This is a genomic window from Embleya sp. L77 (genome assembly GCF_055557415.1).
This window is the reverse complement of record NZ_CM145709.1, coordinates 2,707,660-2,722,147: the sequence shown is the minus strand read 5'-3', so window position 1 is coordinate 2,722,147 and position 14,488 is coordinate 2,707,660. Positions and strand designations below refer to the sequence as shown.

Below are 14,488 nucleotides of genomic sequence, written 5' to 3'. Positions count from 1 at the left end.
TGCCCGCCCGCCCCGACGCCTGCCCGTGGGGCCGGTCGTTGCCGGCACGCCCAGCCGGGTCGCCTCACAGGGGCCGGAACAGGCGGGCCAGGTCCGGCCCGGTGGATGTGGTGACCATCGCGGCCAATACTCGGCGTACGGCGGCTACTTCGTCTGCGCCGACTTCGTGCTTCAACCTGGCTTCGTACTCGGCGTGGAACTCGCGTACCACCGCCAACATCGCAACCCCGCCCGGCGCCAGGTGCAATTGCTTCGCGCGCTTGTCCGCCGGGTCCGGGCGGCGTTCGACGTAGCCGAGGGCGACCATCTCGTCGATTACCTTCGCCGCGCCCTGTGCGGTGATTCCGAGTCGTTCGCCGAGCTGCGTCGCGGTCACTGCCTCCCGGTCCAGTGTGCGGAGCACGAAGCCGTACGACGACCCCACCGCCGGGAATCCGCGTTCCGCCAAGTGTGCGTGCAGCTCTTGAACGAAGGCCTGGTAGGCGTGCCCCAACAGCAGTCCGAAATCCATGCTTGACGCTCTCCCGTCAGATATGCTCAACTCTGGTTGCACACTTTAGTTGTACACCTTGGTTGAGCACTCTAACGGAGGAACCTCATGCCTCTCATCAAAGCGGCCGACGCGCCGGTCTTCGAAGCCCCGCTGATGACCGCCGTCGGACTCGCCGCCCCAAGTCGCGGCTCGAAGGAGAACAGCGTCTGGCGCTTCACCATGCAGCCGGGCAACCCCGGCCGCGAACACGCCGTTACCCGCGAGGAGATCTTCATCGCGATCAGTGGCAAGGCCGTCGTCACTCTCGACGGCGAAACCCGCGACTTCCACGCGGGAGACGCCCTCGTCGTCCCGGCACACGTGCTCTTCGGCATCGCCGTCCCGGGCGACGAGCCGTTCGAGGCGGTCGCGATCCTGCCGGTCGGTGGTCGGGCGGAGGTGGGCGGCGACCTGATCGATCCGCCGTGGGCCCAGTAGGGCCGGGCGTCTGGATCCACCCCGTCGTGGGCCCGGGAGAGCCGTCACGTCTGGATTCGCCGTAGGTCCGGTAGACCGCACACCTGCTTCTTTTCCGCCTTTGCTCTGCCTCCAGGAGACGATTGCCATGCCGTTCATCGCCGCCGCCGAAGCGCCTGTCTTCGACAACCCGCACGCGACCTTCGTCGGCCTCGCCGCCCCGAGCCGTGGTTCCACCGAGAACGCCGCATGGCGGCTGACCCTCAAACCGGGTACGTCGTCCCCGCCGCATGCGCTCACGCGCGAAGAGATCTTCGTCGCGTTGTCGGGTCGGCTCACCGTCACCATGGACGGCGACACGTTCGAGGTCGAACCGGGCGATGCGCTGATCGTCCCGGCCGACACTTCGTTCGCCCTGGCCAACCACGGCACCGACCCGTTCGAGGCCGTCGTGGTCCTTCCGGTCGGCGGCCAGGGACTCATTCCGGGCCAGGAGCCGTTCGTCGCCCCGTGGGCCCGGTAGCGCCGTGCGGATCCCCGGGGATCGACCGGGCCGGGGACGCCGATTACGAGGCCGCCGGACGAGGACGAGGGCGAGGACGGGACGGCGCCACCGTCATCCCCGCCGGCGTGAGCCGATTACGCCGACCTGAGCCGGCCGGCCGGGCGGGTGGTCGGCCGGGCGGGCGCGCGTTTCGTCGGACGGTGGTCGTGGGGCGCTGTGCCCCAGTTCCTTCCGCCGGTGGAATTCGCCAAGCGCAGCAATCGAGTTCGAGCGCCTCGATCCCTTGACGTCTCGATCGCGCGCCCGGAACGCCGACTCGGGGGAACGGTCCCTCCCAGAGAACAGACCCGTCCAGGGAACAGACCCGTCCAGGGAACGGACCCGTCCAAGGAACGGACCCGTCCAGGAACAGTTTTGCCCGTGCCTCCGGCTGCCGAACGCCGACATCGCGCCGGCCGACGGGCCGATGGACCCACAGGCCGACGGGTCGGCGAAAACGCCGATCCGCCGACCTCGACCCTCAGCCCCGGGTCCGGCCCCGCAGCCCATCGCACCGACACTCAGCCGCGACCCGTACGTAAGTGCACACCCACGCGCGTGAGAGCCATCGGGACGATCGTGCTCACCCGAGCCGGCCGCCTCGTTCTCGTCCCCGCGTACCGGTCAAACGCCACAGTGCGGCCCACTGGGTCGCCGTCAGATCCTTGGGCAGCGCGTGTGCCGGGACGCGCTGCTCCCGGAACCACCCGCGCAGCGCCGGACCTGCGAAGTGCCCCGTCCGGGGCAGGATTTCGCGCAGACCCCGACCCGGGCCGGTGAACACCTTTCGCACCAACTCCTGGTACGAGTCCCGGCGTTCCTCGATCAATGGCGCATCTCGGCGGGTCATCGACAGCAGCCCGCCGTCCACCGACGGCATCGGTCGGAACGCCCGAGCCGGTACCCGTGCGTGCAGCGTGAACTCGTACCAGGGCCACCAGGCCGCCGTCAGCATCGTGGCCCCGCCCACCCCCGCCCGCCGCCGAGCCACCTCCCACTGCACCAGCAATACCGCGTGCTGCCAATGGTCGGTCTCCAACAACCGCCGCAGTACCGGCGTGGTCAGGTGAAACGGCAGATTGCCCACCACGGTGTGCCGCTTGCGCGGAAACCGAAACCGCAGCACATCGGCGGCCACGACGTCGACATGCGCGGGCACCCGTCGCGCCAGCCGCCGGGCCCGCTGCGGATCGAGTTCGACCGCGGTGATGGGTCGCCCGGCTCGGCTCAGCGGCAAGGTGATGGCACCATCCCCGGGGCCGATCTCGACGATCGGCCCGGTGGTACGGGCGACGAGGTCCTCGAAGAGTGCGATCACCGCACGATCGACGAGGAAGTTCTGACCGAGCTCATGACGTCCACCATGAGTGGGATTGGGATAAGGCACGAGGGGGCTCCGCAAAGGCAGTTCGGAGCCGGGCAGCACGAAGGGGCCGCACCGGCGAAGGGACCCGAAGTGCGGCGGAACCAGGAGAGAAGAGGTTCTCGGCCCGCCGCTAGAAGCGGCGAGTCCTCGTGAAAGCGGAAGCGAACATCCCGCCACCCTAGCCGGCCCACCCGGCTCCCTTCACCCCATTTCCTCTCCGACGACGCCACCCGCCACGGCGCCATGGCACTACGTACCGACGTCACCGAAACCCCCACCCGAGCCCACGCCCCGTCCCGTGCCCTGACCCCACGCGCACGGCGCCACGGCCTTGGCAACCACGCCCCGTGCACCCCGCCCGCGGTGCGACGAATGCCCACGATCCCCGCAGCCCCGGCCGATACTCGACGTCGTCGAGCCGGTGATCGAGGATCCGGCGATCGGACGATCCGGGAAGCCGGCGCCGGCGGCCGTCGATGCGCCGCGCAGGCGCGAATCCCCAACCTGTGGGTAGCCGCGGGTCGGGGCGCGAGATCCTCCCGGCGGCCCGGCTGTTCGGCCGGCCGGCGCCGCTGGCCGGGTGACGCGGAGTGATCGCCGAGCTTTGGGCGCCCCGGTTCGAGATGCTCGTGCGCCCCGTGGACGGCAGACCCGCGAGGCTTTCCGCCGGAGAACGGAGAGCGGTGCTCCGCACAGGTTGGGGCGTTCGATGGTGTGACGGGCTCGCCTGATTCCGCTTCGGCGGTGGGATGTCCTCGCGCCGGGGCCGGCATCCCCATGAGCTCGGGATCGTGTCGGCGCCGCGTGGTGGGCGGGGAGGTCCCTGCGCTGGGGCGTTCACGGCGAGTGGGGGTTTTGCACGGCCGTGGGACGGAACGGAACCCGGGCCGGTTCCCATGGCATCCACGGCCCCACGGTTCCGAGACGGCGAGGACGAGCCAGGGGGTTCGGTTCCGCTCCAGGGGTGAGCGGGACTCGGATGAGTCGACCTGCCGGGCGCTCCGATCAGGATGCGCCGACCAACGCCACGGACTGGAGGACGACGCCGATGGCCAGGACGGGGAGGCCGACTCGCCAACGGACGTGGCGGGGGAGGATCGCGGTGAGGAAGAGGCTCAGGAGGGCTGCGGCGCCGCTGAGTTTGGCCAGGAGGACCAAGCGGTCGCTGCGGGCGGTGGTGTCGGTCGGGCACGAGTGGTCGCAGGTGTCGGCGTCGACGGCGAGGGTCAACAGTACGAACGCGTCCACCACGGCCATGGTGAGGATCGCGGCGACGACCAGGACGACGAACGCGACGATCGGGCCGCGGCCCGCCTTGTGGTCTTCGTTTGCGGCTGTGGCTTGGGACATGGCTCGACGTTATGGAGGGACGGGCTGCGCCGGCATGAGTGCTGGTACTCATTTCGCCGGGATGAGTAGCGCAGACGGCCATGGTGGAGGTGTCCATCGGTTGACCGCGTGGGTGGCCGGACTCCGGTATAAGGTGCCCCCCTTCCGGGGTCATGGCGCCGCCTGCACGACACGCGTGCGAGTGGTGTGGTGGATGGGGGAGTTGGTGCGGATGACCGAGACAGGACGCCACCCCACCTCGACTCGGGCCGCACGAACCGGAACCCACGATCGCGACCCCGTTTCCCGGCCGCCCCGACCCCGACCTCACCCCGATCCTGATCCCACCCTGCCCCTTCGCGGCCGCTGCGCACTCGGCGACACCCGGCGCGTCAGCGCCCACGACTTGATCGTCGACCAGTGATCGACGAGCGGCAGCGAGGAGAGCGGCCGGAGGCCGCCGGCGGCGTAGCCGCCACCGCGCGAAGCGCGGTTCCATCCGTGACGCTCCGTGTGCAACCAGGCGGATCGATTATCACAACCGATCACGCTCGACCAAATTTGATACCCCTCCGGAACGGGTGGTATAGGCGGATCCCATGATCAACATCGTCCGTGAGCGGCGGATCGTTTAGTCGGCCAAATTTCTCACCCTGTGTGATTTTTGTCTGCACGCAACCGTTTCTGATCGATCATCAGGTGGGGAAGATCACACCATGATCGTTCCCTACCCGTGTCGCAGATCACATCGGAAGGGGCCTAGGATGGGCGCCGTTCCGGCAGCTTGTGAACCCGGTCACATGCGTGACTTCGGGGGACTGAGAAGGGAGATGGGAGCGCGGTGAACCTGTACGCGCCGATCCTCGTGCTCGGGGGCATTGCCCTGGCCTTCGGAGTGGTCTCCCTCGTAATGGGGGCGCTCACCGGGCCCAAGCGCTACAACCGGGCCAAGCTCGAAGCCTACGAATGCGGCATCGAGCCGACGCCGCAGCCGATCGGCGGCGGGCGATTCCCGGTCAAGTACTACCTGACGGCGATGCTCTTCATCGTCTTCGACATCGAGATCGTCTTCCTCTACCCGTGGGCCGTGTACTTCGACTCCCTCGGGATGTTCGGTCTCGTCGAGATGGTCATGTTCGTTGCCGCGGTCTTTGTCGCCTACGCCTACCTGTGGCGGCGCGGCGGCCTGGAGTGGGACTGACATGGGACCGATCAACACCGTGGGACCGATGAGCCGAGACGCCCAGGCTTCCCCACAGGCTTCCCCCAACGACTGACGGAGAGAGGGCATCCGCGTGGGTATCGAGGAGAAGCTGCCCAGCGGCTTCCTGCTGAGCACCGTGGAAGGGCTGGCCGGCTACTTCCGCAAGGGATCCTTCTGGCCGGCCACGTTCGGACTCGCGTGCTGCGCGATCGAGATGATGGCGACCGGCGCAGGCCGCTACGACCTGGCCCGGTTCGGCATGGAGGTGTTCCGGGCCTCGCCCCGCCAGGCGGACCTGATGATCGTCGCCGGCCGGGTCAGCCAGAAGATGGCGCCGGTCCTGCGGCAGATCTACGACCAGATGCCCAACCCCAAGTGGGTGCTGTCGATGGGCGTGTGCGCGTCCTCGGGCGGCATGTTCAACAACTACGCGATCGTCCAGGGCGTCGACCACGTGGTGCCGGTGGACATCTACCTCCCCGGCTGCCCGCCCCGGCCCGAGATGCTGATGGACGCGATCATCAAGCTCCGCGAGGAGATCCAGGCGATGCCGCTGGGCGTCAACCGCGAGAAGGCGGCCCGCGCCGCCGAACAGGCCGCCATGAAGGCGCTGCCCACCATCGAGATGCTGCCCGCGAGCGCACGCCGAGGCGCGCACGAGCTCAACCCCGGCATCCCGGTCGGCCACGCACCCGAGGGAGGCGCCCGGTGACCACCCCCGGCAACGGCACCCCGAGCCCCAAGCCCGACTCGGGCCCGACGGCCACCCCGAGCCCCACGCCCGACTCGAGCCCCAAGCCCGACCCGGGTCCCACGGCCACCCCGAGCCCCAAGCCCACCCCGAGCCCCACGCCCGAGGAGAAGGCGCAACTGCCCGCCCCGCGCGACACGCACGGCGAACCGAGCGGCGAACCCATCGAGGTCCGGCACGGCATGTTCGGTGCGAGCGGATCGGGCGACACCTCCGGCTACGGCAAGCTGGTCCGCACCATCGCCTTCCCCGGCGCCGCCACCCGCCCGTACGGCGGCCCGCGCGGAACCGCGGAGGGCGAGGGCGAATTCGACCTGGTCGCCGACGAACTCTCCGGCGCCCTCGCGGAAGCCGGTATCGAGTTCGACGAGGCGATCGAGAAGGTCGTGGTCGACCGCGGCGAAATCACCTTCCACGTGCGACGCGAGTCGTTGCCGCGGATCGCGTTGACCCTGCGCAACGACCCGGCACTGCGCTTCGAGCTGTGCACCGGCGTCTCCGGCACGCACTACCCCCAGGAGACCGGCCGCGAGCTGCACGCGGTCTACCACCTGCGCTCGATCACCCACAATCGGGCGGTCCGGCTCGAAGTCTCGGTCCCGGACGCGGATCCGCACCTGCCGTCCCTGGTGAGTGTGTATCCCGCGCTGGACTGGCACGAGCGGGAGACCTACGACTTCTTCGGCCTCGTCTTCGACGGCCACCCCGCGCTCACGCGCATCCTCATGCCGGACGACTGGCCCGGCCACCCGCAGCGGAAGGACTACCCGCTCGGCGGCGTGCCCGTCGAGTACAAGGGCGCCCAGATCCCGCCGCCCGACCAGCGGAGGTCGTACAACTGATGAGCGATCAGACAACGACACCCCCATCCGCCGCGCACGCGCGGGAGACCACCGAGGGCCGGGTCTACACGGTCACCGGCTCCGACTGGGACGAAGTGGTCCAGGCCGCGGCGGACGCCGAAGAGCGCATCGTCGTCAACATGGGCCCGCAACACCCGTCCACGCACGGTGTGTTGCGGCTGATCCTGGAGATCGACGGGGAAAGCGTCACCGAGGCCCGGTGCGGAATCGGTTACCTGCACACCGGCATCGAGAAGAACCTGGAGTTCCGCAACTGGACCCAGGGCGTCACCTTCGTGACGCGCATGGACTACCTGATGCCGCTGCACAACGAGACCGCGTACTGCCTCGCGGTGGAGAAGCTGCTCGGCATCACCGACGACATCCCCGAGCGCGCGCAGGTGATCCGGGTCCTGCTGATGGAGCTCAACCGGATCTCCTCGCACATGGTCTGCCTGGCCACCGGCGGCATGGAGATCGGCGCGCTCACCGTGATGACCTTCGGGTTCCGCGACCGCGAACTGATCCTCGACGTGTTCGAGATGATCACCGGGCTCCGGATGAACCACGCCTACATCCGCCCGGGCGGTCTGGCCCAGGACCTCCCGCCGGGCGCCGTGGACAAGATCCGCGATCTGGTGAACATCCTGCCCGGCCGGATCCGCGAGTACGAGCTGCTGCTCAACGACAACGCGATCTTCAAGGGCCGCACCCAGGGCATCGGCTACCTCGACCTGGCCGGCTGCATGGCGCTGGGCCTGACCGGCCCGGTGCTGCGCTCCACCGGGCTGCCGCACGACCTGCGCAAGACGCAGCCCTACTGCGGCTACGAGAACTACGAGTTCGACGTCGCCGTCGCCGACTCGTGCGACTCCTGGGGTCGGTACCTGATCCGCATCGAGGAGATGAAGCAGTCGCTGCGGATCGTCGAACAGTGCCTGGACCGACTGGCCCCCGGGCCGGTCATGGTCGGCGACAAGAAGATCGCCTGGCCTGCACAGCTCGCGCTCGGCTCGGACGGTCTGGGTAACTCGCCCGTCCACATCGCGAACATCATGGGCACCTCGATGGAGTCGCTCATCCACCACTTCAAGCTGGTCACCGAGGGCTTTCGGGTACCGCCGGGCCAGGTGTACAGCGCGATCGAATCGCCCCGCGGCGAACTGGGCGTACACGCGGTCAGCGACGGTGGCACCCGCCCCTACCGCGTGCACTTCCGCGACCCCTCGTTCAACAACCTGCAGGCCATGGCCGCGATGTGCGAAGGCGGTCAGGTGGCCGACGTGATCGTGGCAGTGGCGGGCATCGACCCCGTCATGGGAGGTGTCGACCGATGAGTACGGACCTGGGCATGCCGATGCCCCCGCCCAAGCCGGCTCCGCCGTTCCCGCCCGAGGTGCGCGCCCGGCTGGAGGTGGACGCGAAGGAAGTGATCGGGCGCTACCCGCAGGCCCGCTCGGCGCTGCTGCCGCTGCTGCACCTGGTGCAGGCCGAAGAGGGCTACGTGACCGGCACCGGCATCGAGTTCTGTGCCGACATGCTGGGCCTGACCACGGCGGAGGTCTCCGCGGTCTCCACCTTCTACACGATGTACCGACGCCGTCAGGGCGGCGACTTCCACGTCGGCGTCTGTACCAACACGCTGTGCGCGGTGATGGGCGGCGACGAGATCTTCGCGAGCCTGAAGGACCACCTCGGGATCGGCAACAAGGAGACCACCGCCGACGGCGTGATCACCCTGGAGCACATCGAGTGCAACGCCGCGTGCGACTACGCGCCCGTGGTGATGGTCAACTGGGAGTTCTTCGACGACGCGACCCCGCAGTCGGCCAAGGAACTCGTGGACGACCTGCGCGCGGGCAAGGACGCGGTGCCCACGCGCGGCGCACGCCTGTGCACCTTCCGGGACACCTCGCGGATCCTGGCCGGCTTCCCGGACGAGCGGCCCGGCGCGGTCGACGAGGGCGGCGCCGGCGGCGTCGCCAGCCTGGTCGGCCTGCGGATCGCCAACGGCACGCACACCGACGGGGCGCCGCGCACCGACGAGGTGCCTCCGCCGCGCACCGCGCCCGCCCCCCGAGGCGCGGCCGGACGCGACGAGCAGCCGCCCGCGCCCAGTTCGCACGACGCCCCGGCGCGCACCGCCGAGTCCGACCCGGCCCACCCCGCGCCGCCCACCGGGGCCGCGACCGACCAGGACGGGGACCAAGCGCCGTGACCGAGCCCTCCCTCCTCACCCCCGTGCTCTCCGCGAACTGGGACGAGCACCAGCCGTGGACGCTGGACACCTACCGGCGCGGCGGCGGCTACGACGGCCTGCGCAAGGCGCTGGCGATGCACCCCGACGAGGTGATCCAGACCGTCAAGGACTCCGGTCTGCGCGGTCGCGGCGGCGCGGGCTTCCCCACCGGCATGAAGTGGGGATTCATTCCGCAAAACGACGGCAAGCCGCACTACCTCGTGGTCAACGCGGACGAATCCGAGCCGGGAACCTGCAAGGACATCCCGCTCATGTACGCCAACCCGCACGTGCTGATCGAGGGTGTGATCATCGCGTCCTACGCGATCCGCTCCGAGCACGCGTTCATCTACGTGCGCGGCGAGGTGGTCCCGGTACTGCGCCGACTGCACAACGCGGTCCGCGAGGCGTACGCCGCCGGCTACCTCGGCAAGAACGTGCTCGGCTCGGGCTTCGACCTCGAACTCACCGTGCACGCGGGCGCCGGCGCGTACATCTGCGGCGAGGAGACCGCGCTGCTCGACTCGCTGGAGGGCCGCCGGGGTCAGCCCCGACTGCGCCCGCCGTTCCCCGCGGTGGCCGGCCTGTACGCCTCGCCGACCTGCGTGAACAACGTCGAGTCGATCGCGTCGGTGCCGCCGATCCTGAACAAGGGCGTCGAGTGGTTCCGCTCGATGGGCTCGGAGAAGTCGCCCGGCTTCACGCTGTACTCGCTGTCCGGACACGTCAAGCGGCCCGGTCAGTACGAGGCACCGCTCGGGGTGACCCTGCGCCAACTGCTGGACCTGGCGGGCGGGGTGCGCGAAGGGCACCGGATCAAGTTCTGGACGCCCGGCGGCTCGTCCACACCGATGTTCACCGACGAACACCTGGACGTACCACTCGACTACGAGGGCGTCGGCGCGGCCGGATCCATGCTCGGCACCAAAGCGCTGCAGATCTTCGACGAGACCGTGTGCGTGGTGCGTGCGGTGCTGCGCTGGACCGAGTTCTACGAGCACGAGTCCTGCGGCAAGTGCACCCCGTGCCGCGAGGGCACCTACTGGCTCACCCAGTTGCTCACCCGGCTGGAGCGCGGCGAGGGCACCGAGGAGGACCTGGAGACGTTGCTCGACGTCGCCGACAACATCCTCGGCAAGTCGTTCTGCGCGCTGGGCGACGGTGCCGCGAGCCCGATCCAGTCCTCGCTCAAGTACTTCCGCGACGAATACCTGGCGCACTTCGAGCACGGCGGCTGTCCGTTCGACACCGCGGCATCCACCGCGTGGGCGAGCACAGCCCCCGCTTCAACCGGGGCAGGAGCGCACAGCTGACATGACAGTCACGACCAACACCCCCGCGGGTGGGCCGCCGGCCCCCAAGCCGGAGGACCTCGTCACCATCTCGGTGGACGGGATCGACGTCTCCGTGCCCAAGGGCACCCTGGTGATCCGGGCCGCCGAGCTGATCGGCATCCAGATCCCCAGGTTCTGCGACCACCCGCTGCTCGACCCGGTCGGCGCGTGCCGGCAGTGCCTGGTCGACGTCGAGGGCCAGCGCAAACCGCTCGCATCGTGCACCACCACCGTCACCGACGGCATGGTCGTACGCACCCAACTCACCTCCCCGGTCGCGAAGAAGTCGCAGGACGGGGTGATGGAACTGCTGCTGATCAACCACCCCCTGGACTGCCCCGTCTGCGACAAGGGCGGCGAGTGCCCGCTGCAGAACCAGGCGATGAGCGCGGGACGTTCCACCTCGCGCTTCGCCGAGGTCAAGCGGACCTTCCCCAAGCCGCTGCGGATCTCCTCCGAGGTGCTGCTGGACCGCGAGCGCTGCGTCTTGTGCGCACGCTGCACCCGCTTCTCCGAGCAGGTCGCGGGCGATCCGTTCATCGCGCTGATCGAACGCGGCGCACTCCAGCAGGTCGGGATCTACGAGAAGCAGCCCTTCGAGTCCTACTTCTCCGGCAACACGATCCAGATCTGCCCGGTCGGCGCCCTCACCTCGACCGCGTACCGCTTCCGGGCCCGGCCCTTCGACCTGGTGTCCTCCCCGACCACGTGCGAGCACTGCGCGTCCGGGTGCTCGCTGCGCGCGGACCACCGGCGGGGCAAGGTGCTGCGCCGGCTCGCCGGCGACGAGCCCGAGGTCAACGAGGAATGGAACTGCGACAAGGGTCGCTTCGCGTTCCGTTACGCCACGCAGCAGGACCGGCTCACCTCCCCACTGATTCGGGACGAGGAGAGCGGCGAACTGGTTCCGGCGTCCTGGTCCGAGGCGCTGAGCGTGGCCGCGCGCGGGCTCGCCGCCGCACGCGGCAACGCCGGCGTCCTGGTCGGTGGCCGGGCCACGCTGGAGGACGCCTACGCCTACGGCAAGTTCGCCCGGGTCGCGCTCGACAGCAACGACATCGACTTCCGGGCCCGGGAGCACTCCGCCGAGGAGGCCGAGTTCCTCTCCGCCAAGGTGGCCGGCACCGGACTCGGCGTGACCTACGCCGACCTGGAGAAGGCCCCCGGCGTGCTCCTGGTCGGATTCGAGCCCGAGGACGAATCGCCGATCGTGTTCCTGCGGCTGCGCAAGGCCGCCCGCAAGGGCCTGAAGGTCTACGGCATCGCGCCGTTCGCCTCGGCCGGCCTGGTTCGGATGAAGGGCACCCTGCTGCGCGCGGCCCCCGGCACCGAGACCGAGTGGCTCTCCGCGCTCGGCGACCCGGCGGTCGAGGGCGAACTCGCCCGCGGCGCCGCCGACCTGCTGCGCACACCGGGCACCATCGTGCTCGTGGGCGAGCGCCTGGCGGGCGTGCCCGGCGCACTGGCCGAGGTCACCGCACTGGCCGCGAGCACCGGCGCCCGCCTCGCCTGGATCCCGCGCCGGGCCGGCGAGCGCGGCGCACTCGACGCGGGTGCGCTGTACAACCTGCTTCCGGGCGGGCGACCGGTCAGCGACCCGGCGGCCCGAGCCGAGGTGGCCGCGGCCTGGGCGGTCGCCGACCTGCCCGGCGGCTACGGCCTGGACACCACCTCGATGCTCACCGCGGTCCGCGAACAGCGCCTGGCCGCCCTCGTGGTCGGCGGCGTCGACGTGGACGACCTGCCCGACCCGGCCGGCGCGATCGCCGCGCTGGACGCGGCCCGCTTCGTGGTCAGCCTGGAACTGCGGCACAGCGCGGTCACCGAACGCGCCGACGTGGTCTTCCCGGTCGCCGCGCCCGCCGAGAAGCCGGGCACCTTCGTCGACTGGGAGGGCCGGGAACGCCCGTTCGCCACCGTGCTGAAGAAGGACCAGCTCACCGGCGACCTGGCCGCGGTGATGTCCGACCTGCGGGTGCTCGACGCGATCGCCGAGGCGATGGCCGAGGAGCGCGAGGGCACCCCGATCGACCTGCCCTCGCTGACCGCCGCCCGCCGCGAACTGCGCCGGCTGGGCCGGTGGAGCGGCGACCGGGGGCCCGCCCCCGAGGGCCTGGCCCGCGAACTCCCGCGCCCCGGTGCGGGCGAAGCCGTACTCGCCACCTGGCGGCTGCTCCTGGACGAGGGCCGCGGGCAGGACGGCGAACCGCATCTGGCGGGCACCCGGCGTGCGCCGGTGGTCCGGCTGAGTGCGTCCACGGCCGCCGAGATCGGCGCCGAGGACGGGGGCGGCGTCACCGTGACCTCGTTGCACGGGGAGGTCACGTTGCCGCTGCGCATCACCGACATGACCGAGCGCGTGGTCTTCCTGCCCGCGAACTCGCCCGGCTCCTCGGTGCGGCGCGCACTGCGGGTGGGCGCGGGCGAGGTGGTCAAGATCCGGCCGGCCGTGGTCGATCTCGCCCAGGCGGAGGGCCCCAACGGAAAGGGGCACGAAGTGCTTCCGAACAAGGGTGACGACGGGCGACGGGCGGGCGTCCCCGGCCTCAACGGTCGGACCGCACACGTTCATGAGGAGGAGCGGTGACGGACAGCGGCATGCAGCTCGCCGCGGTCGGGTTCGGTACCGACGTCTGGTGGCTGATCCTGCTCAAGGCGGTGCTCATCTTCGCGTTCTGCGTCGTCATGACGCTGTTCGCGATCTGGTGGGAACGCAAGGTCGTGGCCTGGATGCAGATGCGCATCGGGCCCAAGTACACCGGCCCGCAGGGCCTGCTCCAGTCCCTCGCGGACGGCGTGAAGCTCGCGCTCAAGGAGGACATCACCGTCAAGGGCGCCGACAAGGCCGTCTACATCATCGCCCCGATCGTGGCGATGGTCCCGGCGTTCATGGCGTTCGCGGTGATCCCCTTCGGGCCCGAGGTCTCCATCTTCGGGCACCGCACGCACCTGCAGCTGACCGACCTGCCGGTCGCGGTCCTCTACATCCTCGCGGTCGCGTCCGTGGGCATCTACGGCATCGTGCTCGCGGGCTGGTCCTCCGGCTCGACCTACCCGCTGCTCGGCGGGCTGCGCAGCTCGGCGCAGATGATCTCGTACGAGATCGCGATGGGCCTGTCGTTCGCGGCGGTGTTCCTCTACTCCGGCTCGATGTCCACCTCGGAGATCGTCGCCGCCCAGCAGGACACCTGGTACGCGGTGCTGCTGCCGGTCTCGTTCATCATCTACGTCGTCGCGATGATCGGTGAGACCAACCGCGCGCCGTTCGACCTTCCCGAGGCCGAGGGCGAGCTGGTCGGCGGATTCCACACCGAGTACTCCTCGCTGAAGTTCGCGCTGTTCTTCCTCGCCGAGTACGTGAACATGGTGGTGGTCAGCTCGCTGGCGACCACGCTCTTCCTCGGCGGCTACCTCGCGCCGTGGCCGATCACCGCGGTCTGGGAAGGCGCCAACTCCGGCTGGTGGCCGTTCCTTTGGTACTTCCTCAAGGTCCAGGCCTTCATCTTCGTGTTCATCTGGCTGCGCGGCACGCTGCCGCGGTTCCGCTACGACCAGTTCATGAAGATCGGCTGGAAGGTGCTGATCCCGCTCTCGCTGGTGTGGCTGATGCTGGTGGCCACCGTGCGCGCGCTCAAGAACGAGGGCTACGAGCAGTCCCGGATCGTGCTGTGGGTCGCCGGCGGCGTGGTCGCCCTGCTCCTGCTGTCGATCCTGTGGGACGCGGTCACGCCGAACCGGGACGAGGAGGCGGACGCGAAGGCGGCCGGACCCGAACCGTTCGACCCGATGGCGGGCGGGTTCCCCGTACCGCCGATGCCGGGGCAACAGCTCCCGCCGGTGCCGCGCCGCAACGTGCGCAAACCCGAGCCGGTCGGGGTGCCGGCCGCGGCGGAGCCTCCGGCCGACCGCACTGAAGGAGAGGCATAGACC

The 14,488-nt window shown here is 70.0% G+C and carries 13 protein-coding genes; 10 read left to right on the top strand and 3 right to left on the bottom strand.

Annotated elements, in window-relative coordinates; all coding sequences use genetic code 11:
• Positions 1-64 precede the first annotated feature (64 nt).
• Positions 65-511 (bottom strand): MarR family winged helix-turn-helix transcriptional regulator, encoded by a 447-nt coding sequence (locus tag ACZOOI_RS11320; protein ID WP_465280537.1) that lies wholly within the window; start codon positions 509-511, stop codon positions 65-67.
• 87 nt (positions 512-598) lie between these two features.
• On the opposite strand from ACZOOI_RS11320, the gene ACZOOI_RS11315 reads away from it, so the two are divergent.
• Together ACZOOI_RS11315 and ACZOOI_RS11310 are read left to right on the top strand one after the other, a co-directional pair.
• Complete coding sequence (locus ACZOOI_RS11315) at positions 599-970, top strand: cupin domain-containing protein (RefSeq protein WP_465280536.1); 372 nt, start codon at positions 599-601, stop codon at positions 968-970.
• Between the two features lie 127 nt (positions 971-1,097).
• Positions 1,098-1,472 carry a cupin domain-containing protein gene (locus tag ACZOOI_RS11310; RefSeq protein ID WP_465280535.1) on the top strand — a complete coding sequence of 125 codons (375 nt, stop codon included), beginning with the start codon at positions 1,098-1,100 and terminating at the stop codon, positions 1,470-1,472.
• A 604-nt stretch (positions 1,473-2,076) separates the two neighbouring features.
• Here the strand turns inward: ACZOOI_RS11310 and erm are convergent.
• Entirely contained in the window at positions 2,077-2,880 is an 804-nt protein-coding gene (gene erm, locus ACZOOI_RS11305; protein WP_465280534.1) for a 23S ribosomal RNA methyltransferase Erm, read from the bottom strand.
• Between the two features lie 984 nt (positions 2,881-3,864).
• Entirely contained in the window at positions 3,865-4,209 is a 345-nt protein-coding gene (locus tag ACZOOI_RS11300; RefSeq protein ID WP_465280533.1) for a hypothetical protein, read from the bottom strand.
• An 820-nt stretch (positions 4,210-5,029) separates the two neighbouring features.
• On the opposite strand from ACZOOI_RS11300, the gene ACZOOI_RS11295 reads away from it, so the two are divergent.
• The 8 genes from ACZOOI_RS11295 (at position 5,030) to nuoH (ending at position 14,485) form a co-directional block, all read left to right on the top strand.
• Positions 5,030-5,389 (top strand): NADH-quinone oxidoreductase subunit A, encoded by a 360-nt coding sequence (locus ACZOOI_RS11295; protein WP_391585460.1) that lies wholly within the window; start codon positions 5,030-5,032, stop codon positions 5,387-5,389.
• 94 nt (positions 5,390-5,483) lie between these two features.
• Positions 5,484-6,104: a NuoB/complex I 20 kDa subunit family protein gene (locus tag ACZOOI_RS11290; protein ID WP_020549326.1), complete on the top strand. Its 621-nt coding sequence runs from the start codon at positions 5,484-5,486 to the stop codon at positions 6,102-6,104.
• Positions 6,105-6,262: 158 nt separating this feature from the next.
• On the top strand, positions 6,263-6,985 hold the full coding sequence (locus ACZOOI_RS11285; RefSeq protein WP_391585538.1) for an NADH-quinone oxidoreductase subunit C: 723 nt from the start codon (positions 6,263-6,265) through the stop codon (positions 6,983-6,985).
• On the top strand, positions 6,985-8,322 hold the full coding sequence (locus ACZOOI_RS11280) for an NADH-quinone oxidoreductase subunit D (RefSeq protein ID WP_391585458.1): 1,338 nt from the start codon (positions 6,985-6,987) through the stop codon (positions 8,320-8,322). Before ACZOOI_RS11285 ends, ACZOOI_RS11280 begins: the two co-directional genes overlap by 1 nt.
• Entirely contained in the window at positions 8,319-9,203 is an 885-nt protein-coding gene (gene nuoE, locus ACZOOI_RS11275; protein WP_465280532.1) for an NADH-quinone oxidoreductase subunit NuoE, read from the top strand. Before ACZOOI_RS11280 ends, nuoE begins: the two co-directional genes overlap by 4 nt.
• Positions 9,200-10,537, top strand: coding sequence for an NADH-quinone oxidoreductase subunit NuoF (gene nuoF, locus ACZOOI_RS11270; protein ID WP_396009299.1), 1,338 nt, complete (start codon positions 9,200-9,202; stop codon positions 10,535-10,537). The genes nuoE and nuoF overlap by 4 nt, the downstream gene beginning before the upstream one ends.
• Before the next feature lies 1 nt (position 10,538).
• Positions 10,539-13,145: an NADH-quinone oxidoreductase subunit G gene (locus tag ACZOOI_RS11265; protein WP_465280531.1), complete on the top strand. Its 2,607-nt coding sequence runs from the start codon at positions 10,539-10,541 to the stop codon at positions 13,143-13,145.
• Positions 13,146-13,156: 11 nt separating this feature from the next.
• Positions 13,157-14,485 (top strand): NADH-quinone oxidoreductase subunit NuoH, encoded by a 1,329-nt coding sequence (nuoH, locus tag ACZOOI_RS11260; RefSeq protein ID WP_465281167.1) that lies wholly within the window; start codon positions 13,157-13,159, stop codon positions 14,483-14,485.
• Positions 14,486-14,488: the final 3 nt, after the last annotated feature.

What these genes read in the sequence shown, in the direction of transcription:
- ACZOOI_RS11300 (WP_465280533.1), bottom strand. Translation starts at nt 4,209, where the DNA reads ATGTCCCAAGCCACAGCCGCAAACGAAGACCACAAGGCGGGCCGCGGC.
- ACZOOI_RS11280 (WP_391585458.1), top strand. Translation starts at nt 6,985, where the DNA reads ATGAGCGATCAGACAACGACACCCCCATCCGCCGCGCACGCGCGGGAG.
- ACZOOI_RS11310 (WP_465280535.1), top strand. Translation starts at nt 1,098, where the DNA reads ATGCCGTTCATCGCCGCCGCCGAAGCGCCTGTCTTCGACAACCCGCAC.
- nuoH (WP_465281167.1), top strand. Translation starts at nt 13,157, where the DNA reads ATGCAGCTCGCCGCGGTCGGGTTCGGTACCGACGTCTGGTGGCTGATC.
- ACZOOI_RS11320 (WP_465280537.1), bottom strand. Translation starts at nt 511, where the DNA reads ATGGATTTCGGACTGCTGTTGGGGCACGCCTACCAGGCCTTCGTTCAA.
- nuoE (WP_465280532.1), top strand. Translation starts at nt 8,319, where the DNA reads ATGAGTACGGACCTGGGCATGCCGATGCCCCCGCCCAAGCCGGCTCCG.
- ACZOOI_RS11265 (WP_465280531.1), top strand. Translation starts at nt 10,539, where the DNA reads ATGACAGTCACGACCAACACCCCCGCGGGTGGGCCGCCGGCCCCCAAG.
- ACZOOI_RS11315 (WP_465280536.1), top strand. Translation starts at nt 599, where the DNA reads ATGCCTCTCATCAAAGCGGCCGACGCGCCGGTCTTCGAAGCCCCGCTG.